This is a genomic window from Saccharothrix violaceirubra (assembly GCF_014203755.1).
Classification (GTDB): Bacteria; Actinomycetota; Actinomycetes; order Mycobacteriales; family Pseudonocardiaceae; genus Actinosynnema; species Actinosynnema violaceirubrum.
Window position 1 is genome coordinate 7,076,883 of sequence record NZ_JACHJS010000001.1, and the last position, 19,598, is coordinate 7,096,480.

General features: G+C 69.2%; 18 protein-coding genes, 2 tRNA genes and 1 pseudogene. 9 read left to right on the forward strand and 12 right to left on the reverse strand.

From position 1 onward, the window contains the following. Positions 1-59 precede the first annotated feature (59 nt). Positions 60-671: a hypothetical protein gene (locus tag F4559_RS32860; protein ID WP_184674952.1), complete on the forward strand. Its 612-nt coding sequence runs from the start codon at positions 60-62 to the stop codon at positions 669-671. A gap of 42 nt (positions 672-713) precedes the next feature. Here F4559_RS32860 and F4559_RS32865 read toward each other — a convergent pair whose 3' ends face one another. After that, positions 714-1,271 (reverse strand): DUF2020 domain-containing protein, encoded by a 558-nt coding sequence (locus F4559_RS32865; RefSeq protein ID WP_246445381.1) that lies wholly within the window; start codon positions 1,269-1,271, stop codon positions 714-716. A 119-nt stretch (positions 1,272-1,390) separates the two neighbouring features. Between F4559_RS32865 and F4559_RS32870 the strand changes: the two genes are divergently transcribed. Next, positions 1,391-1,813, forward strand: a complete 423-nt coding sequence (locus F4559_RS32870; protein WP_184674953.1) for a DoxX family protein — start codon at positions 1,391-1,393, stop codon at positions 1,811-1,813. A gap of 362 nt (positions 1,814-2,175) precedes the next feature. Here F4559_RS32870 and F4559_RS32875 read toward each other — a convergent pair. From F4559_RS32875 to dnaA, 11 genes and pseudogenes are all read right to left on the reverse strand, one after another. Next, positions 2,176-2,248: transfer RNA gene (locus F4559_RS32875), tRNA-Ala, on the reverse strand. Positions 2,249-2,291: 43 nt separating this feature from the next. Next, a pseudogene (locus F4559_RS34650) lies at positions 2,292-2,408 on the reverse strand (DLW-39 family protein); the annotation flags it as partial. A 34-nt stretch (positions 2,409-2,442) separates the two neighbouring features. Then, positions 2,443-2,516, reverse strand: a tRNA-Ile gene (locus tag F4559_RS32880). A 55-nt stretch (positions 2,517-2,571) separates the two neighbouring features. Further along, positions 2,572-3,420, reverse strand: coding sequence for a DUF3566 domain-containing protein (locus F4559_RS36650; protein WP_184674954.1), 849 nt, complete (start codon positions 3,418-3,420; stop codon positions 2,572-2,574). A 27-nt stretch (positions 3,421-3,447) separates the two neighbouring features. Beyond that, positions 3,448-6,969, reverse strand: coding sequence for an intein-containing DNA gyrase subunit A (gene gyrA / locus F4559_RS32890; RefSeq protein ID WP_184674955.1), 3,522 nt, complete (start codon positions 6,967-6,969; stop codon positions 3,448-3,450). Positions 6,970-6,997: 28 nt separating this feature from the next. Next, complete coding sequence (gene gyrB, locus F4559_RS32895; RefSeq protein WP_184674956.1) at positions 6,998-8,968, reverse strand: DNA topoisomerase (ATP-hydrolyzing) subunit B; 1,971 nt, start codon at positions 8,966-8,968, stop codon at positions 6,998-7,000. A gap of 237 nt (positions 8,969-9,205) precedes the next feature. Next, the gene (locus tag F4559_RS32900) at positions 9,206-9,706 is read right to left on the reverse strand and encodes a DciA family protein (protein ID WP_221447449.1); all 501 of its coding nucleotides are present in this window, start codon (positions 9,704-9,706) and stop codon (positions 9,206-9,208) included. 118 nt (positions 9,707-9,824) lie between these two features. After that, positions 9,825-10,940, reverse strand: a complete 1,116-nt coding sequence (gene recF / locus F4559_RS32905; protein ID WP_184674958.1) for a DNA replication/repair protein RecF — start codon at positions 10,938-10,940, stop codon at positions 9,825-9,827. A gap of 4 nt (positions 10,941-10,944) precedes the next feature. Further along, positions 10,945-11,859: a phosphogluconate dehydrogenase (NAD(+)-dependent, decarboxylating) gene (gene gnd / locus F4559_RS32910; RefSeq protein WP_184674959.1), complete on the reverse strand. Its 915-nt coding sequence runs from the start codon at positions 11,857-11,859 to the stop codon at positions 10,945-10,947. Between the two features lie 32 nt (positions 11,860-11,891). After that, complete coding sequence (gene dnaN, locus F4559_RS32915; protein ID WP_184674960.1) at positions 11,892-13,028, reverse strand: DNA polymerase III subunit beta; 1,137 nt, start codon at positions 13,026-13,028, stop codon at positions 11,892-11,894. A 723-nt stretch (positions 13,029-13,751) separates the two neighbouring features. After that, complete coding sequence (gene dnaA / locus F4559_RS32920; protein WP_184674961.1) at positions 13,752-15,323, reverse strand: chromosomal replication initiator protein DnaA; 1,572 nt, start codon at positions 15,321-15,323, stop codon at positions 13,752-13,754. A gap of 457 nt (positions 15,324-15,780) precedes the next feature. Between dnaA and rpmH the strand changes: the two genes are divergently transcribed. The 7 genes from rpmH to rsmG all read left to right on the forward strand — a co-directional run bounded on the left by rpmH (position 15,781) and on the right by rsmG (position 19,539). Next, a complete protein-coding gene (gene rpmH, locus F4559_RS32925) occupies positions 15,781-15,924 on the forward strand; it encodes a 50S ribosomal protein L34 (RefSeq protein WP_081915316.1) in 144 nt (47 codons plus the stop codon). Positions 15,925-15,936: 12 nt separating this feature from the next. Next, on the forward strand, positions 15,937-16,290 hold the full coding sequence (gene rnpA, locus F4559_RS32930; protein ID WP_184674962.1) for a ribonuclease P protein component: 354 nt from the start codon (positions 15,937-15,939) through the stop codon (positions 16,288-16,290). Then, complete coding sequence (gene yidD, locus F4559_RS32935; RefSeq protein WP_184674963.1) at positions 16,287-16,559, forward strand: membrane protein insertion efficiency factor YidD; 273 nt, start codon at positions 16,287-16,289, stop codon at positions 16,557-16,559. The genes rnpA and yidD overlap by 4 nt, the downstream gene beginning before the upstream one ends. A 3-nt stretch (positions 16,560-16,562) precedes the next feature. After that, positions 16,563-17,618 (forward strand): membrane protein insertase YidC, encoded by a 1,056-nt coding sequence (gene yidC, locus F4559_RS32940; protein WP_184674964.1) that lies wholly within the window; start codon positions 16,563-16,565, stop codon positions 17,616-17,618. A gap of 18 nt (positions 17,619-17,636) precedes the next feature. Further along, positions 17,637-18,176, forward strand: coding sequence for a Jag family protein (locus F4559_RS32945; protein WP_184674965.1), 540 nt, complete (start codon positions 17,637-17,639; stop codon positions 18,174-18,176). A gap of 112 nt (positions 18,177-18,288) precedes the next feature. Further along, a complete protein-coding gene (locus F4559_RS32950; protein WP_184674966.1) occupies positions 18,289-18,744 on the forward strand; it encodes an NUDIX hydrolase in 456 nt (151 codons plus the stop codon). Positions 18,745-18,861: 117 nt separating this feature from the next. After that, positions 18,862-19,539: a 16S rRNA (guanine(527)-N(7))-methyltransferase RsmG gene (gene rsmG, locus F4559_RS32955; protein WP_184674967.1), complete on the forward strand. Its 678-nt coding sequence runs from the start codon at positions 18,862-18,864 to the stop codon at positions 19,537-19,539. Positions 19,540-19,598 lie beyond the last annotated feature (59 nt).

Genomic DNA, 19,598 nt, shown 5'->3' on the forward strand with positions numbered 1-19,598 from the left:
GAAAGGGGCAGGATGGGTATTGCCGAACTGTGACTGGCCGACAGCTTGTGGAGCGCGATATGGATGAGGTAGAGGCCATGACCCGGGCCGGCGAATCGGTCGGCAAGGCGGTGCGCGCCGTGCGGCGGCGTGCCGTCCAAGCGGGCCACGCCGGTGCGGACGCAGCCGTCCACCTGGCCGAACGCGGTCAGGGCAAGCTGGCCGAACGCGGCGTGACAGCCGATCACCTGCGCGGGATCGTCGCGGACAAGGCCGGCCTGCTCGTCGAGAAGGCCGAAGCCGCCGAGAAGTCGACCCGCCGCACCCGGCGCCAGCTCGCCAAGAAGGCCAAGGCGGTGCGCAAGGACCTGCTGAGGACGGCCGAACGCGCCCGCAAGGACGCGAAAGTGCGGACCAAGGAAATCCGCAAGGCCGCGAAACAGGCCCGAAAGGACTACGCCAAGTCCCGTCACCCGAAGGGGCGACGTTGGCCGTGGGTCGTCGGCATCCTCACCGCGGGTGTCGTGGCCGCCTACGTGGCACTGAGCCGCAAGCCAGAGGAGGTCCTCCTGGAGGACGACGCCTTCCTCGAGGACGAGGCCTTCCCCGAGCCGCGCGGACGGCACACCGACGACGCGACGTTGCGCGAGCAGGCACACTCCGCCCGCAACGGGCAGATCTCGGACCACTGAGTCCCGGGCCCGCCCACCCTCGTAGGTGGGCGGGCTTCCCGTTCACAACCCGAGGTTCGCGACGACGGTCTCCGCGATCCGCTTGGCCTTGATCGTCTGCTGCTGGTTGCTGGAGACGACGACGGCGGCACCGCCCTTGGCGACCGCGTAGACGGCGCCCTGGTCGTTCGAGACCGAACCGCCGTTCCACCCCTCGGGGGAAGATGCGGGGTTCGACGACGCGATCGGCGCGGCCCGGTCGACGACCGCCTTCGCCGTGGTCGGCTCGCCCTGGAACACCCAGACGCTCAACTGGACGTCGGTGGCGTCGGCGTAGAAGAAGCAGGCAGGGGTCGGGGCACCTTCGGACAACCGAACCTTCCGCACGAGCTGCCCGTTGGCCTGCGCGACGTCGGTCGACGGCAGGTAGGGGCACTCGCCGTCGGCCGACGGCTCGGGCGTGGGCGGCGGACCGGTCGGGGTCGCGGAGGTCGTTTCCGCAGTTTTCGTGGCACTTTGAGGGGCTTGGGCCCCCGGCGCGCTCGTGCCGGTACAGGCGACGAGAACACCCAATGACAGGACGGCTGACAGGGCAAGCAGCGGCACGCGGTTCATAGGCATGTCAGTCTTTCAGACGCCAGCCGTCTGAATCGAAACCCGTAACGGACTAGGCACACTGCGTTGCCCGGTCTACCGTGTTTTCACCCTGCCGGCCGCCCCTGCATGTGAAGGACAACCTCATGAACGTCCTTGACCGCGGTCGTGATCAAGCCCTGGCGCTGTTCCGCATCGTCATCGGCTTCCTGTTCGCGAACCACGGACTTCAATCCCTGTTCGGACTCTTCGGCAAGAGTGCCGTGTCGATCACCAGCTGGCCCGGCGGTCCTGCCGCCCTGATCGAGTTGGTGTGCGGGACCCTGGTGTGCGTCGGTCTGGCGACCCGGCCCGCGGCGATCCTCGCTTCGGGTGCCATGGCGTACGCGTACTTCGTGGTGCACCAGCCCGAAGGTCTGCTGCCGATCCAGAACCATGGTGAGGCCGCGGCCCTGTACAGCTGGGCCTTCGCTCTGTTGATCTTCACTGGGCCCGGAGCCTGGTCGTTGGACGGCTACATCGCCGCTCAGCGACAAAAGGACGCTTCCGCTGCCGCTCAGACTGTCTGAGTTTTCTTCGGGGCCCGTGTCTCAGCCGGAGGCACGGGCCCCTTCTCGTTCAAGCAGGTCGCGCTGCCGGTGACTTTGCATTCCCGAACGCGCGAGTTATGCGTTCAGACACCCTGAAATACGCGTTCAGACACTGCGAGTTGTGCGCTCAGGCACCCGACGTGTTGCCGATGCTTCACGAGTACCCCTCGACCGGCCGTCAGGCCCTTCCCCACTCAACCCACCACATGACCGTCGGCCGACGATGGGGGTCCGGGGGCTTGCCCCCGGCTGGGGGGTCTGGGGGGCTCGGCCCCCCAGAACAATGACGAGACGCGAAAAAGGCGAGCGCTCTCCGCGAGCACTCGCCCTCCAGCGTCGAGTGGAGACGAGGGGAATCGAACCCCTAACCCCCGCCTTGCAAAGGCGGTGCTCTGCCAATTGAGCTACGTCCCCCTTGCGAGGGGCGGCAGATTTACAGACCGCCCTCGCGGGTTCAGTCGGTCGGCGCCGTGGCCTCGCGCCACAGGTCCGCGTCGGCCTTGGCCGAGCGGCTGCGCTTGACGAAGAACAGGACCGCACCGGCGACGGCGACAAGTGCGATGATCTTCTTCACAGCAGTTCCCCTCTGCGATACTGCGAACTTCCGGTGGGCCTAGGAGGACTTGAACCTCCGACCTCTTCATTATCAGTGAAGCGCTCTAACCGCCTGAGCTATAGGCCCTCGGGGCAACGACGACAACAGTACAGCAAGTGCCGTCGTGGCCCCAAATCGGGGGTCAGTCCCGTTCCGACAGGGTGACTTCCAGCCCCCCGGCCAGATCCGCCGACACGTTGTAGACGAACGCGCCGACCGTCGCCAACGCCGTGAACAGCACGATGTTCACCGCGCCGACGATCGCCGACACGCCGAACACCCGACCCGCGCTGATCAGTGGATCACCGCTGGACTCGTTGCCCTGGAGCAGGTCGTTCGCCGTGTTGTTGATCTTGTCCCAGACGCCCATGCCGTCCAGCACGCCGTACAGCACGCCGACCGCGACCAGCCACACGAAGAACAACGCCACGCCCAGCACCAACGCCAGCTTCAGCACCGACCACGGGTCGACCCGCTTGATCTGGAGACTCGCGCGGCGCGGGCCGCGGCCCGGACGGCGGGCCGCCCCCGTCGTGGGACGGCCGCCGTTGGACGCGCCGAGGTTCACCGACGTGCGCGGTGCGCCGCCGGACAGGCCCGGCGGCACGGGGCGCGGGACGGCCACCGTGTCCGGATCGCTCGCCGGGTAGGCGGGCGACTCCAGGGCCACCGTCTGCTGCTCGGGCACGACCTCGTCGCCGGGACCCACCTGGGTGGCCTCGGCGTACGGGGCCTCGCTCGTCACTCGCTGCCAAGGCGGCGGCGTCGCCGACACCTCTTCGGTCTTGCCGCTCTCGACTTCGGTCTTGCCGGCGTCGACGCGGTCGGTCGGGGACTCCACCGTCCGAGTCTCCTCGGTTTCCGGCTTCGGCTCCTCGGCCGCGGGCGGCGTGTCGGGCTTCGCCGCCTTCTTCTTGGCCTCGGCACCCGGTCGGGTGATCACCGCGGTCTTGTCCGCGTCCTGTCCCGCCGGTTTCTCGGGTGGAGTCACGAGCTGTCCCTCAACCTCTCGTCCGCACTAGTTGGCAGGCTCGGCCTGGTCCTCGTCACCAGTGGTGACGTCCGTCGGCTCGTCGGCGTTGCGCGCGACCGCGATGAGAGTCGAGCCTTCGCCGAGGTTCATCAACCGGACGCCCTTCGTCTGGCGGCCTGCCTTGCGGATCTCCTCCGCGCTGGTCCGGATCACCCCGCCGACCGAGGTGATCGCGTACAGCTCGTCCTCGACGTCGACGATGAGCGCGCCGACCAGCCTCCCACGCCTGCGGTCGTGCTGGATGGTCAGCACGCCCTTGCCGCCCCGACCCTGGACCGGGTAGTCCTCGATCGGGGTGCGCTTGGCGTACCCACCGTCGGTGGCCACCAAAACAAACAGGCCCTCCTGCACGACGCCGATCGACAGCAGTTCGTCGTCGGTGTTGAACCGCATGCCCTGCACACCCGAAGTCGCACGGCCCATCGGGCGCAACACGTCGTCGTCGGCGTGGAAGCGGATCGACTGGCCGTCCTTCGACACCAGCAGCAGGTCGTCGTCGGCCGCGCACAGCACCGCGCCGACGAGTTCGTCGTCCTCGCGCAGGTTGATGCCGATGAGGCCGCCCGCGCGGTTGGAATCGAAGTCCGACAGGCGCGACTTCTTCACCAGACCCTTGCGGGTCGCGAGCACCAGGTACGGCGCGACCTCGTAGTTCTTGATCTGGATGACCTGGGCGATCTCCTCCTCCGGCTGGAACGCCAGGAGGTTGGCCACGTGTTGGCCGCGCGCGTTGCGGTTGGCCTCGGGCAGCTCGTACGCCTTCGTGCGGTAAACCCGGCCCTTGTTGGTGAAGAACAGGATCCAGTCGTGCGTGGAGCACACGAAGAAGTGCTGCACGATGTCGTCCTGCTTGAGCTGCGCGCCCTGCACGCCCTTGCCGCCGCGCTTCTGCGAGCGGTACAGGTCGGTCTTGGTGCGCTTCGCGTAGCCCGTGCGCGTGATCGTGACGACCACGTCCTCGACCGCGATCAGGTCTTCCATCGACACGTCGCCGTCGAACGGCACGATCTTCGTGCGCCGGTCGTCGCCGTGCTTCTCCACGATCGCGAGCAGCTCCTCGCGCACGATCGCGCGCTGCCGCTCGGGCCGGTCGAGGATGTCCTTGAGGTCCGCGATCTCCAGCTCGATCTCGGCCAACTGGTCGATGATCTTCTGCCGCTCCAGGGCGGCGAGCCGGCGCAACTGCATCTCCAGGATCGCGTTGGCCTGGATCTCGTCGATCGCGAGCAGCTCGACCAGGCCGGCACGCGCCGTGTCCGGCGTGTCCGAGCGGCGGATCAGCGCGATGACCTCGTCGAGCTGGTCGAGCGCCTTGACCAGGCCGCGCCAGATGTGTGCGCGCTCCTCGGCCTTGCGCAGCCGGAAGCGGGTGCGCCGGACGATGACCTCGATCTGGTGCTTCACGTAGTGCCGGATCATCTGTTCGAGGCGCAGCGTGCGCGGCACCCCGTCGACCAGGGACAGCATGTTCACACCGAACGAGTACTGGAGCTGGGTGTGCTTGTAGAGGTTGTTGAGCACGACCTTGGCCACGGCGTCGCGCTTGAGCGTCACCACGATCCGCATGCCGGAGCGGCGGTTGGACTCGTCGGCGATGTTCGCGATGCCGGTCAGCTTCTGGTCGCGGACCAGAGCCGCGATGTTCTCGACGAGGTTGTCCGGGTTGACCTGGTAGGGCAGCTCCGTGACCACGAGGATCGTACGGCCCTTGGCGTCCTCGTCGACCTCGACGACCGCGCGCATCTTCACCGAGCCGCGGCCCGTGCGGTACGCGTCCTCGATCCCGGCCGTGCCGAGGATCAGGCCGTAGGTCGGGAAGTCCGGCCCCTTGACCCGCTCGATCATCGCCTCGAGGGTCTCCTCGTCGGACGCCTCGGGGTTGTCGAGCGCCCACACCACGCCGTCCGCGACCTCGCGCAGGTTGTGCGGCGGGATGTTCGTCGCCATGCCGACCGCGATGCCCGACGAGCCGTTGATCAGCAGGTTCGGGACGCGCGACGGCAGGACCGTCGGCTCCTGGATGCGACCGTCGTAGTTGTCGCGGAAGTCGACCGTGTCTTCCTCGATGTCGGCCAGCATGTGCATGGCCAACGGCGTGAGGCGGCACTCGGTGTTGTGGCTGACGAACCCGTCGGTCACGAACGCGTGGTCGTCGGTGTCGACCCGGAGGCTGAACACCGGCTGGACGCCGGCGTCGGTGACCGACGCGACCTCGGCGTAGTGGAACCGGCCGTCGACCAGCGGCTCGACGACGTCCAACACCTCGCGGTCGGTCAACTGGTTGGTGCCGTGAACGCGGATGAACTCATCCACGAAGGGCACGTGGTCGCTGCAGGCATGGGGACTCTGGACCGGGTTCGCGGACAGGATCGCGGACAGCTTGTCCTGCTCGTGGTCCAGGCGACCGATCCGCTCCGCGAACAGACGAACATCGCGGTGGCTGGCGACGACGAGTTCGATCTCGCCATGCTCACCGTCCACCAGTGACGCGACGACACCGAATTCCAGCAGTAGTTGTTGCACTTCACGGGCAAGGACACGGCTCCGGGTCGAGCACCGAATGTCGACGGAGTCGGATGACGACACCGAACCGACGGCGGAGAACAAGTACGAGAGGAACGTCCGCTTGATCGCCGCACCGGACTGCCAAACGAACTCGGGTACCCGCTTGCCCGCATCGGACTGTCCGCCGTCGAAGCCCGCGCGACCGGCCGACACGAAACCTTCGCTGACGAAGGCGCCGGCGAGCAGGGCTTCGGCGTGTTCACGGCGGGACAGCGGTGCGAGTTCCTCCTGCGGCGTGCGCTGGAGGACGACGCGGTCGCCGGGGTGGATCTCCTCCAGCAGCTTCCACAGCAGGGTCGGCACGCCGCCCACGCTCACCAGGCAGAGCACCGGGTGGTTGTGGGTGCCGGTCAGCTCGAAGCCATTGCGCGTGCGCAACGTCAGCGTCGGGTGCTCGCCGGAGTGGAAGAGCATGTCCGCGCGGACCGGGTCGCCGTTGCGGTCGAGGACCTTCAGGTCGATCGGGTTGTCGCTGTTCGGCAGCGCGCCCGGGACGATGTCGCCGATGCGGGGGCTCGACCCGTCCGCCAGGCGGACCCGGGTGTCGGGCGTCACACAGTAGCGCATCGCGGCTGCCGGGTCGTTGCCCTGGCTGCCGAAGTTGCCCTGGCCGTCGATCAGCGGGTAGCGCAGCGCCCACGGCTGGGCCAGGCGCACGAGGGCGTCGTAGATCGCCGAGTCGCCGTGCGGGTGGTAGTTGCCCATCACGTCGCCGACCACGCGGGCGCACTTGTTGTAGCTGCGCTCGGGGCGGAAGCCCGAGTCGAACATGGAGTACAGCACGCGGACGTGGACGGGCTTCAGGCCGTCGCGCACGTCCGGCAGGGCCCGTCCCACGATCACGCTCATGGCGTAGTCGATGTACGAGTTCTGCATCTCGTGCTGGATGTCGACCGGCTCGGTGCGGTCTCCGCCGGTCGGGGGCAGCGTCGTCTCGCTCAAAGTTCTACTTCCTTAACCCGGGGAGGACTCAGACGTCGAGGAACCGCACGCCCTTGGCGTTGCGGGTGATGAACGACCGGCGGGCTTCCACGTCCTCGCCCATCAGCACGCTGAACAGCTCGTCGGCCGCCGCGGCGTCGTCCATCGTCACCTGGCGCAGGACCCGGTTGGCGGGGTCCATGGTGGTCTCCCACAGCTCTTCGGCGTTCATCTCGCCGAGGCCCTTGTAGCGCTGGATGTTGTCGTCCTTGCCGATCTTCTTGCCGGCGGCCAGGCCGCTCTCGATCAGGCCGTCGCGCTCGCGGTCGGAGTAGGCGTACTCCGGCTCGATGCGCTGCCACTTGATCTTGTACAGCGGCGGGTTCGCCAGGTACACGTGGCCGGCCTCGACCAGGCTGTGCATGAACCGGAACAGCAGGGTCAGCAGGAGCGTGCGGATGTGCTGGCCGTCGACGTCGGCGTCGGCCATCAGCACGATCTTGTGGTAGCGCAGCTTGGTGAGGTCGAAGTCCTCGTGGATGCCGGTGCCCAGCGCCGTGATGATCGACTGGACCTCGTTGTTCTTCAGCACGCGGTCGATGCGCGCCTTCTCCACGTTGATGATCTTGCCGCGGATCGGCAGGATCGCCTGGAACATGGAGTCCCGGCCTTCCTTGGCCGAACCGCCCGCGGAGTCGCCCTCCACGATGTAAAGCTCGCACTCCTCCGGGTTGGTGGAGCGGCAGTCCTTGAGCTTGCCGGGCAGGCCGCCGATCTCCAGCGCGCCCTTGCGGCGGACGAGTTCACGGGCTTTGCGCGCGGCGATGCGGGCCTGCGCCGACGAGACCGCCTTGGTGACGATCACCTTGGTCTCGTTGGGGTGCCGCTCGAACCAGTCGGCGAGGTGCTCGTTCGTCGCCTTCTGCACGAACGACTTGGCCTCGCTGTTGCCGAGCTTGGTCTTGGTCTGGCCCTCGAACTGCGGTTCCTTGAGCTTGACCGAGATGATCGCGGCCAGGCCCTCGCGGATGTCGTCGCCGGTGAGGTTGGAGTCCTTCTCCTTGAGGAGCTTCTTGTCGCGCGCGTACTCGTTGACGACGCGGGTCAGCGCGGCGCGGAAGCCTTCCTCGTGGGTGCCGCCCTCGTGCGTGTTGATCGTGTTGGCGAACGTGTGGACCGACGGCGTGTAGCCGGTGTTCCACTGCATCGCGACCTCGACCTCGAGGTCCTCGCCCTTGGCCTCGAACGCGACGACCTTCTCGTGCACGGCGTCCCGGCTGTGGTTGATGTGCCGGACGAAGTCCGCCAGACCGCCCGGGTAGTGGAAGACGCGCTCGCGCACGCGGGCGACGTGGCCCTCGGCGTCGGCTTCCTCGTCCTCGGCCTCCTGGACGCGCTCGTCGCGCAGGACGATCGTGAGGCCCTTGTTGAGGAAGGCCATCTCCTGGAGCCGCCGGGAGATGGTCTCGATGTTGTAGTCGGTGGTCTCGAAGATCTCCGGATCGGCCCAGTACGTGATCGTCGTACCGGTCTCCTCGGTCGCCTCGCCCTGGACCAGTTCACCGTGCGGCTTGGCCGCCTGGAACCGCTGGTTCCACGTGAAACCGTCCCGCTTGACCTCGACGTCGACCGCCGTGGACAGCGCGTTGACGACCGAGATGCCCACGCCGTGCAGGCCGCCGGACACCGCGTACGAGTCGCTGTCGAACTTGCCGCCGGCGTGCAGCTTGGTGAGGACGACCTCCAGCGTGGGCCGCTGCTCGACCGGGTGCATCTCGACCGGGATGCCGCGGCCGTCGTCGATCACCCGGATGCCGCCGTTGGCCAGCAGCGTCACGTCGACCTTGGTGGCGAAGCCCGCCATGGCCTCGTCGACGGAGTTGTCCACGACCTCCCAGATCAGGTGGTGCAGACCGCGCTCGCCGGTGGAGCCGATGTACATGCCGGGCCGCTTGCGGACCGCTTCCAGCCCCTCCAGGACGGTGATCGAGGACGCGCTGTACTCATTCTGGGCTGCCACGGGCCTGGTGTCTCCTCGGACTTCAAGCGACGGAACCGTCGCCGAGCGACGCTCGGGGTAACACTACCCCTCGATTCTACCGGGAGAGTCGCCCAGAAACCCACCAAGGACACCCCTGGTTCGCTCACAGAGGCCCGGAAGTGAACGCTCGGGAGTCCGATCGCTCGCCCCCCGCCGAGAAATCGACTGGTGAGCACTCATCGCGCCACAGGATCGCCGCTGCGGCCCGATCGTGGCTCACCCGTAGGTGTCACGCGGACCGCGACCGGGGACGTGCCTGGGGCCGTACCGCCAGCTGGGCGCGGCCGGCCCCTGCACCTTGAGCCGTTTCACGACGCCGTGGCCCACGCCCGCCGCGATGCGCTTGAGCAGCTCGCGCTGGAGCAGGCGCAGCTGCGTCGCCCACGCCGTGGAGTCGGCCTGCACGGTGAGTTCGCCGTCCTCCAGCGTCACGGGCCGCGCGTGCTCGGCGACGTCCTCGCCGACGAGCTTGGCCCAGCGCGCGAACACCTGGCCGCCGGTCAGCCGCTCGGTCCACCCGCGCTCGCCCGCGATCCGGGACGCGATGCGCCCCAGCGGCTGGGGGTCGCGGTCGTCCGGGCCGGGCCCCGACCACGAACGCCGGCGACGACGACCGCCCGTGCCCCGCACGCCCTTGCGCACGGTCCGCGCACCGCGTTCCTTCGCCGACGCGCGGGCCGCCTCCAGGGCGGCACGGGCGAGGTCCGCCCCCCTCAATCCACCCTCCGGAGTGGCGTGGGGTGTGGACAACCGGGTATCAGGGGGCAGGTTATCCACATTATCCACAGGGTTATCCCCAGATGTGGGTCCTTGCCCACCCGAACGGGGCACATCTTCACTCACGACGTACCTCCCCGTCGTCGACCACGAACCGCGCGCCGACCAACTCCTCCGGCACGTCCTCCGCGACGGCCGCCGTGATGAACACCTGTTCCGCCGCCGCCGCGACCTTCGCGAGCTGCGCCCGCCGGCCCCGGTCCAGCTCGGCGAACACGTCGTCGAGCACCAGCACCGGCTCGGTGCCCTCGGACCGCAGCAGCTCGTAGCCGCCCAGCCGCAACGCCAACGCGAACGACCACGACTCGCCATGGCTCGCATACCCCTTGGCGGGCAGTTCGCCCAAAGCCAGGTCGAGGTCGTCGCGGTGCGGTCCGATCAGGCACACGCCGCGTTCGATCTCCTGGCCGCGCAGCCGGTGCAGCTCGGCGAGCAACGCGTCCTCCAGCACCTCGCGGTCGTGCGAATCCGGGTACGCCTCGCCCAGCGACGACCGGTACGAGATCAGCGCCGGCCGCGACTCGGGCGCGACCTCCGCGTACGCCGCCGTCACGTGCGGCGCGATGTCCGCGACCAGGTCGAGCCGGGCCGCGAGCAGCTCGGCGCCGTGCCGGGCGAGGTGCCCGTCCCACACGTCCAACGTGCCGATGTCCGACGACCGCGTCGACCGCACGCTCTTGAGCAACGCCCCGCGCTGCTTGAGCACCCGTTCGTAGTCCGCGCGTACGCCCGCGTACCTGGGCGCGCGCGAGGTGAGCAGCTCGTCCAGGAACCGTCTTCGCTCGCCGGGATCGCCGCGCACCAGCGCCAGGTCCTCCGGCGCGAACAGCACGGTCCGCAGGATGCCGAGCACGTCGCGCGGCCGGGGCACCGGGCCGCGGTTGACGCGGGCCCGGTTCGCCTTGCCGGCCGTGATCTCCAGTTCCACCAGCAGTTCACGGCCGTCGTTGACGACTGCGGTGCGCACCACCGCGCGCGGTGCGCCGTGCCGGATCAGCGGCGCGTCGGTCGCGACCCGGTGCGAGCCGAGGGTGGCGACGTAGCCGAGCGCCTCGACCAGGTTCGTCTTGCCCTGGCCGTTGCGCCCGACCAGCACGCTGACCCCCGGCTCGAACGCCAGGTCGGCGTGCTCCCACGACCTGAAGTCCGCGACCTGGAGGTGCCGGACGTACAACGGGTCAGCTCTGGGTGCTGCCGGTGCCGGACGACGGTCCGGCGCTGACCACGGAGTGCCCGCCGAACTGGTTGCGCAACGCCGCGACGGCGCGCATCGCGGGCGAGTCGGGCTGGCGGGACGCGAACCGGGCGAACAGCGCGGCGGAGATCACCGGCGCCGGCACGGCGTGGTTGATCGCCTCCTCGACGGTCCACCGGCCCTCGCCGGAGTCCTCGACGTGGCCGCGCAGGTCGTCCAGCTCCGGGTCGGAGTCCAGGGCACGGACCAGCAGGTCGAGCAGCCACGAGCGGACGACCGTGCCGCGCTGCCACGCCTTGATCGTCTCCGGCACGTTCTCCACCAGGTCGGACGCCGCGAGCAGCTCGAAGCCCTCGGCGTACGCCTGCATCAGGCCGTACTCGATGCCGTTGTGCACCATCTTCGCGAAGTGGCCGGCGCCGACGGGACCGGCGTGCGCGAAGCCCTCCTCGCGCGGCCCCTCGGGGCGCAGCGCGTCGAAGATCGGCTGGGCCAGCTCTACGTCCTCGGCCGCGCCGCCGACCATCAGGCCGTAGCCGTTCTCCAGACCCCACACGCCGCCGGACACGCCCGCGTCGACGTAGCGGATCCCCTTCTCCCCCAACAGGTCCGCGTTCACCTTGTCGTCGGTGAAGCGCGAGTTGCCGCCCTCGATCACCAGGTCGCCGGCGGACAGCAGCCCGGACAGCTCGGTGATCGTGTTCCGGGTGATGTCGCCGGAGGGCACCATGACCCACACGACGCGCGGCGCTTCGAGCCGGTCGACGAGTTCGGCCAACGACGCCGTGTCGGTCACCTCGGGGTTGCGGTCGTAGCCGACCACCTCGTGACCCGCGCGGCGAATCCGCTCGCGCATGTTGAAGCCCATCTTGCCGAGTCCGACGAGTCCGAGCTGCACGGTCGTTCTCTCCCCTGGTTCGCTGGTGTGGATCAGCCGGGCAGGCGCACGGGCATCAGCAGGTAGAGGTAGCCCGGCGCCACGTTCCCATCTTCGTCCACGGGCTTGAGCAACGCGGGGCGACTCGGCGTAGTGAACGACAAGTGCGCCTTCGGCGTCTTCACGGCCTGGAGGCCCTCGTGCAGGTAGGTCGGGTTGAACGCGATGGTGACCGGGTCGCCCTCGTAGTCGACGGGCAGCTCTTCCTCGGCCGAGCCCTCGTCGTCGCCGCCGGCGGACAGCTTCAGGCCGGTGTCGCCGAACTCCAGGCGGACCTGCGTGCCGCGTTCGGCGACGAGCGAGACGCGCTTGATCGCCTGGACCAGGGCGTCGACCTCGATCACGGCGGCGGCCGAGTGCTCGCTGGGCAGGAGCTGGCGGTACTTGGGGAAGTCGGCGTCGAGCAGGCGGGCGGTCGTGCGGCGGCCGGAACCGGACAGGCCGAGCAGCCCGTCGCCCGCGGCCAGGGACAGCTCGACCTTGGCGCCGGACGCGCCGAGCGTCTTCGCCGAGTCGTTGAGCGTCTTGGCCGGCACGAGCACGGCCACGTCGCCGAGTTCGGAGTTGGGCTCCCACGGGAATTCGCGCATGGCGAGCCGGAACCGGTCGGTGGCGACCAGGGTCAGCTTGCCGTCGCCGATCTCCAGGCGGACGCCGGTGAGCATGGGCAGCGTGTCGTCACGACCGGCGGCCACGGCGACCTGGGCGACGGCCTCGCCGAACACCTCGCCGGGCAGTTCGCCCGCGAGCTGGGGCATGTTCGGCAGCTGCGGGTAGTCCTCGACGGGCATGGTCGGCAGCGAGAACTTGGCGCTGCCACAGGTGATCGACATGCGTGCGCCGTCGACGGAGATCTCGACGGGGTGGTTGGGCAGCGCCTTGGTGATGTCGGCGAGCAGTCGGCCGGACACCAGTGCACGGCCGCCGTCGGCGATGGTCGCGGGCACGCCGCACTGGGCGGACACCTCGTAGTCGAAGCCGGAGACGGTGAGCGCATCGCCCGACCCGTCCTCGGCTCCCGCGTCGAGCAGCACTCCACCGAGCACCGGGATCGACGGCCTGGACGGCAGGCTGCGTGCGACCCAGGCGACGGCATCGGCCAGGCCGTCACGCTCGACGCGGATCTTCATGAGGCGTCCTTTCCTCAAGTCGGCATGACCCACAACAGCTGGGTGTTGCGGTGGGGATGGGAGCCGCGTCCCTCGCCGGATGTCCGGAGCCTCGGCGCGGAGGTTCCCCACCGTAGAGCGTCCGATGCCCGTTCGTCATCTCGGGTGGTGCCCGGGTGCGGGCACCTGCCGAGGCGTTGTCCCCGGGTGCTGTTTTTTCTTTGTTCATCTCCTCGAAGGGAAAACAGCAACAGCAGTAGGGCCTGTGGATTGTGTGGACAACCCACGTCCGCCCAGTTCGCGCCCTTCGCGGGGGTGTGGACAGACGGGAGGATGCACCCGGGGACAACTCGGGGCACCCGGGGACAACTCCGCGGCCGTCCACAGCCATCCACAGATCCGCCGAGTTGTCCCCGGGTGCATCCCCGGGTGCGGGGCAGGTTGTCCCCGGGTGTTGCACAGGGCCGGAGTGGCCCGGATCTCCTCGAAGGTGTGCCGATTCCTGCCTGTGGACAGAATCTTTGAGCAGTCGGACCTGTGTGGACGGCCCGCCGCGGCCCTGGTCGGGCACCCCGCACCCGGGTGCGGGGACGCGGGACACCCGGGTGCGGACGAGAGCGCACCCGGGTGCGGCGGCGGGACCGTCCCCGGGTGCGCACCCGGGTGCGCGGCGGTCCGGAACGCGCGACGGGCGCCCTCCCCCCGCGGTCGGGGAAGAGCGCCCGTGGACGGTGCGCGGCGAGGTCAGGGCGTGTGGCGTGCCTGCTGCTTGATGCGGGACGTCAGTTCCTGGACCTGGTCGTAGATGCGCCGACGCTCGGCCATCTCCTTGCGGATCTTCTTGTCCGCGTGGATGACCGTGGTGTGGTCCCGGCCGCCGAACGTCTGCCCGATCTTGGGCAGCGACAGGTCGGTCAGCTCGCGGCACAGGTACATGGAGATCTGCCGGGCCTGCGCGAGGACGCGGGTCTTGCCCGGACCGCACAGGTCGTCGAGCGAGACGCCGAAGAACTCGGCGGTGACGGCCATGATCGTCGGGGCGGTGATCTCGGGCGCGTGCGAGTCCGGGATCAGGTCGCGGAGCACTATCTCGGCGAGCTGCACGTCCACCGGCTGGCGGTTGAGCGACGCGAACGCCGTGACGCGGATCAGCGCGCCTTCCAGCTCCCGGATGTTGCGCTCGATCCGGGCGGCGATGAACTCCAGCACCTCGGCGGGCGCGGCCAGCCGGTCCTGCGCGGCCTTCTTCCGCAGGATCGCGATCCGGGTCTCCAGCTCGGGCGGCTGGATGTCGGTGATCAGACCCCACTCGAACCGGGTGCGCAGCCGGTCCTCCAGCGTCTCCAGCCGCTTGGGCGGCCGGTCGGAGGAGACGACGATCTGCTTGTTGGAGTTGTGGAGCGTGTTGAACGTGTGGAAGAACTCCTCCTGGGTTCCTTCCTTGCCCTCCAGGAACTGGATGTCGTCGACGAGGAGCACGTCGATGTCCCGGTAGCGGCGCTGGAACGCGACCTTGCGGTCGTCGCGCAGGGAGTTGATGAAGTCGTTGGTGAACTCCTCCGTCGACACGTACCGCACGCGCATGCCGGGGAACAGCCGCTGGGCGTAGTGCCCGACCGCGTGCAGCAGGTGCGTCTTGCCCAGCCCCGACTCGCCCCAGATGAACATGGGGTTGTAGGCGCGGGCGGGCGCCTCGGCCACCGCGACGGCGGCGGCGTGCGCGAACCGGTTCGAGGCGCCGATGACGAAGGTGTCGAAGTTGTACTTCTCGTTGAGCCGGGTCTGGGACGACGCCGGGTTCGCCGGTCGGGTGAACGGCGTGCCGCTCGGCGCGGTGTTGCGGCTGAACGTCGGCCAGATCTCGGTGACGGCGGCGAGTTCCTCGGCCTGCTCGTCGACCTCCTCGCCCTCGGCCTCCCCCGTCGGACCCTCGGGCTCCGGCTTGTCGGGCAGCAGCGGGACGGGCCGCTCGATGCCGTTCACCGGCGGCGGTGTGATCGGGACCACGGGCGCGGGGAGCACGGGCAGCGGCGTCGTGGGCGGGTTCACGGGATCGGGCGAGTCGACCTTGACCGCCAGCGACACGGCCCGGCCCAGTCTGCGGGACAGGGCGGCGGTGATCGGGTCGCGCAGCGCGCGTTCGATCGCCTCCTTGGCGAACTCGCTCGGCGCGGCCAGCAGCGCGGTCCCGTCGAGCAGACCGATCGGCCGGGTGACGCGCATCCACGCGCGTTGCTGGGGGGACAGCGTGCTCGCGGCCAGTTCCTGGACGACCTGCTCCCATACCCGACCGAGATCGGACTGGTGATCGGACACCTCCGCGCCCCTCCCCTCTACGACGGTCCTCGTGGTCGGTCCGCGCGGATCGCCACGACGTGGACACGGAGAATAGAGGTATCCACAGAGTTATCCACAACTGTGCACGAACTCGGCTCGGGGACGGCGGGCACCCGGCGTGGGGCGGTGCGCGTGGCCTGGCCTGGCGTCGGCCCGCTGCTTCCCGCGGAGGGAGGACGCTAACAAGGTGCGGCGTCCACCACAAGACGCCGTTGGGCCCGGGTGCGCGGACCGTGTCGGCCGTTTGCGCCTGGGTGGCCCGTGACCTGCGACGGGACCGGATTCCCCCACCCCGATTTGAGCTGTCGGCACCGGCCTGCGTACCCTCGGGGGGTCTCCTGCTTGCGAGGGGCGCTTTTCGCGTGCGCCCGAAGAAAGATCGTGGGGGACGACCACAGACCTGCTTCTTTGTCAGTGATGCACCGGGAGTCCGACCGTGAGCAAGGGTAAGCGCACCTTCCAGCCCAACAACCGCCGCCGTGCCAAGACCCACGGCTTCCGGCTGCGCATGCGCACCCGTGCCGGTCGCGCCATCCTGGCCGCGCGCCGAGGCAAGGGTCGCAAAGAGCTGTCCGCCTGATCGCCGCACGCCGTGCTGCCCGCGGCCCATCGGCTGACCAGTGGCCAGGACTTCGGCCTGGTGGTCCGTCGAGGCCGTCGGGCCGGCCGGTCCAGGCTGGTCGTGCACGTGCTGTTGCCTTCGGCGACCGATGAGCAGCCCACCTTGGCTCCGTCCAAGGTGGGCTTCGTCGTGAGCAAAGCCGTGGGCAACTCGGTCGTCCGGCACCGTGTGTCGCGTCGGTTGCGGCACGTCCTGCGCGACCGGATCCTCCGGCTGCCCGAGGGGACGAGTCTGGTGGTGCGCGCACTGGCCCCGGCCGCGACCGCCTCCAGCGCCGACCTCGCCCAGGATTTCGACGCAGCGCTGCGCAAGGTATTGCGATGACGACCCGTTCGGTGGGTCCCGTGACACGGGTGCTCCTGTTCCCCGTCCACGTCTACCGGCGGTTCATCTCGCCCGCCCTGCCCCCCTCATGCCGCTTCCACCCGTCGTGCAGCGCGTACGCGGTCGAAGCCCTGACCGTCCACGGCCCCGCACGCGGCAGCTGGCTGACCATCCGCCGGCTGGGTCGCTGCGGACCCTGGCACCCTGGTGGCCTGGACCCGGTACCGCCACCGCGGACCGCCGTCCCCGACCTTCCTGCCGAGGAGTAGCTAGTGCTCAACTTCATCTACTACCCGGTGTCCTTCATTTTGTGGTGTTGGCACTGGGTGTTCGGCCACATCTTCGGCGAGTCGAGCGGGTTCGCGTGGGCGCTGTCCGTGGTGTTCCTCGTCTTCACGCTGCGTGCGCTGCTGTTCAAGCCGTTCGTCGGCCAGGTCCGCTCGATGCGCAAGATGCAGGAGTTCGCGCCCGAGCTGAAGAAGATCAAGGAGAAGTACGCCAACGACCGGCAGCGCCAGGCCCAGGAGATGCAGAAGCTCCAGGCCGAGCACGGCGTCAGCCCGCTGGGCGGCTGCCTGCCGATGCTGGTGCAGATCCCGGTCTTCATCGGCCTGTTCCACGTGCTGCGCTCGTTCAAGCCGGGCTGGGGCGAGGTCTACTTCTTCGACGCCCAGGGCGTGGAGTCGTTCGTCAACGCCAAGCTGTTCGGCGCGAACCTGTCGACGTTCATCACGATGCCCGCCGAGGAACTGGCGAAGTACGCCACCGAGCGGCCCGCCGTGCTCGCCGTGTCGATCCCGCTCATGATCGTGGCGTCCATCGCGACCCACTTCACCGCGCGGCACTCGGTCGCCCGCCAGACGCAGGCGCAGACCGACAACCCGCAGACGGCGATCATGAACAAGCTGACGCTGTACATCTTCCCGTTGGGCGTCCTGGTCGGTGGCCTGTTCTTCCCGATCGCGATCCTGCTCTACTGGCTGAGCAACAACGGCTGGACGCTGATGCAGCAGCGCCTCGTCTACACGCGGATCGACCGCGAGGAAGAGACGAAGAAGACCGAGGCGCTCGCGCAGCGCGCGGCCCTCGCGCCCAAGCCCGGCTCGAAGCCGCAGCCTGGTGCCAAGCCGCAGCCGGGCGCCAAGCCCAAGCCCGGTGCCAAGCGGACCACGCCCGTGCGCCTGCCTCCGGGCAAGAAGCCGGCCGCGCCCGCCGCCGAGAAGGCGATGCCCGCGGCCGATGCGGACGACACCCCGTCCACCGAGATTCCCGGTCTGGAACCAGGCCGATCCGCGAGCAGGAAACAGGGCAGCAAGAAGCGCCGCTGACCCTGGAGAGGAGACATCGTGTCGGAGACGTTGCAGGCGGCGGACACGGCCGACGCCGAGGGCGATGAGGCCCAGGCCCGGTCCGGGAATCCGGAGGACCTGCTCGTCCAGGAGGGCGACATCGCCGGGGACTACCTGGAGCGGTTGCTCGACCTCCTCGATTACGACGGTGACATCGACCTGGACGTCGAGGCCGGTCGGGCGATCGTGAGCATCGACGGCGGTGAGGACCTGGAGAAGCTCGTCGGTCAGCGCGGCAGCGTGCTGGAGTCCCTCCAGGAGCTGACCCGGCTGGCCGTCCAGCAGGAGACCGGCGTGCGCAGCCGGCTCATGCTGGACATCGCCGGGTGGCGTGCCGGGCGTCGGGCCGAGCTGGCCGAGCTGGGTCGGTCGACCGCCGAGAAGGTGGTGGCGTCCGGGGAGAAGGTGCGGCTGCACCCGATGACCCCGTTCGAGCGCAAGGTCGTGCACGACGCGGTCGCCGCCGTGGCGGGCGTGTTCAGCGAGAGCGAGGGCGAGGAGCCGCAGCGGCGAGTCGTGGTGCTGCCCAAGCCCTGAGCGTGACGACGTGACGAGTGCCCCGGTCCGGATCGGACCGGGGCACTCGTCGTTTCACCCGCGGTGTGGAATGTGACTTCCCCTGTCGTGTTCCACGTGAAACCGTCCGAGGATGACCGACAAACTCCGCAAGATGCGGGTCGCCGCGTACGCCGTGATCATCGACGAGGGACGCATCCTGCTGTCGCGGTGGTTGGGGCCGGACAAGCCGATGTGGATCCTGCCCGGCGGCGGGGTCGACCACGGCGAGGACCCGTACGACGCGGTGGTCCGCGAGGTGTTCGAGGAGACCGGCTACCGCGCGGCGGTCGACGCGCTGCTCGGCATCCAAAGCCTGCACGGTCCGCTCAACCGCGACGGTGTCGATCTCGACTACCACCGACTGCGCATCCTCTACGAGGCGCACGTGACAGGTGGCGAGCTGACCTTCGAGGTCGGCGGGTCGACGGACCAGGCGGCATGGTTCCCGCTCGACAAGATCCCCGAGGACCACGTGGAGTCTGTGGACGTCGCCCTCGAACTCCACCGCCTGCGTCCGGCTGATGGGCGCGCGCCGAGTTTCACGTGAAACAGCGACGATCTGGTCACGCGATTTGGCGTGTCGGCCCGATGATCCGTCATAGTGGTTCCGTTCAGCGGACGTCTCCGCGAACCCCCACCGGTTTCACGTGAAACGACGGAGCGCATGACCGCAGATCTCGAAGCCCGCGTCGAAGAGGTCTTCGGTGACCACGCCGATCGGGCGGTCGCGTTCACCGCGATGCTGACCGAGCACGGCGTCGAGCGGGGGCTCATCGGGCCGCGCGAGGTCGACCGGCTGTGGGACCGCCACGTGCTCAACTCGGCGGTCGTCTCCGTGCTCTTCCCGGAGAACAGCCGCGTGGTCGACGTCGGTTCGGGCGCGGGACTGCCGGGCATCCCCCTGGCGATCGCGCGTCCGGACCTCGACCTGACGTTGCTCGAACCGATGGAACGCCGGGTCGCGTGGCTGACCGAGGTCGTGGAGACGCTGGGCCTGAACGTGACCGTCGTGCGCGGCCGGGCTGAAGAAGGCCCGGTGCGACGCCGACTGGCCGACGCGGACGCCGTGACGGCCCGCGCGGTCGCCCCGTTGGAACGGCTCGCCCGTTGGTGCCTGCCGCTCGTGCGGCCCGGCGGTCGACTCGTCGCGCTCAAGGGTGAGAGCGCGGCGGACGAGGTGGAGCGCGATGCCGAGGCCGTGCGCAAGATCGGCGGCACCGACATCCGTGTGACGACGGTCGGCGGCGACGTCCTCGACGTGCCGACCACCGTCGTGCTTGTTCAACGTGCCGAGCGCGCGAGTCGTCGTGACGGCGCGCAGCGCAGCAGGAAGGATCGGTGAGCGTGAAACGCGGCCGTGTTTCACGTGAAACCGAGGAATCGAACCCCACCGCGGACCCC

What these genes read in the sequence shown, in the direction of transcription:
- F4559_RS32950 (WP_184674966.1), top strand. Translation starts at nt 18,289, where the DNA reads ATGACCGACAAACTCCGCAAGATGCGGGTCGCCGCGTACGCCGTGATC.
- F4559_RS32865 (WP_246445381.1), bottom strand. Translation starts at nt 1,271, where the DNA reads ATGCCTATGAACCGCGTGCCGCTGCTTGCCCTGTCAGCCGTCCTGTCA.
- F4559_RS32870 (WP_184674953.1), top strand. Translation starts at nt 1,391, where the DNA reads ATGAACGTCCTTGACCGCGGTCGTGATCAAGCCCTGGCGCTGTTCCGC.
- yidD (WP_184674963.1), top strand. Translation starts at nt 16,287, where the DNA reads ATGACGACCCGTTCGGTGGGTCCCGTGACACGGGTGCTCCTGTTCCCC.
- rsmG (WP_184674967.1), top strand. Translation starts at nt 18,862, where the DNA reads ATGACCGCAGATCTCGAAGCCCGCGTCGAAGAGGTCTTCGGTGACCAC.
- dnaN (WP_184674960.1), bottom strand. Translation starts at nt 13,028, where the DNA reads ATGAAGATCCGCGTCGAGCGTGACGGCCTGGCCGATGCCGTCGCCTGG.
- F4559_RS32860 (WP_184674952.1), top strand. Translation starts at nt 60, where the DNA reads ATGGATGAGGTAGAGGCCATGACCCGGGCCGGCGAATCGGTCGGCAAG.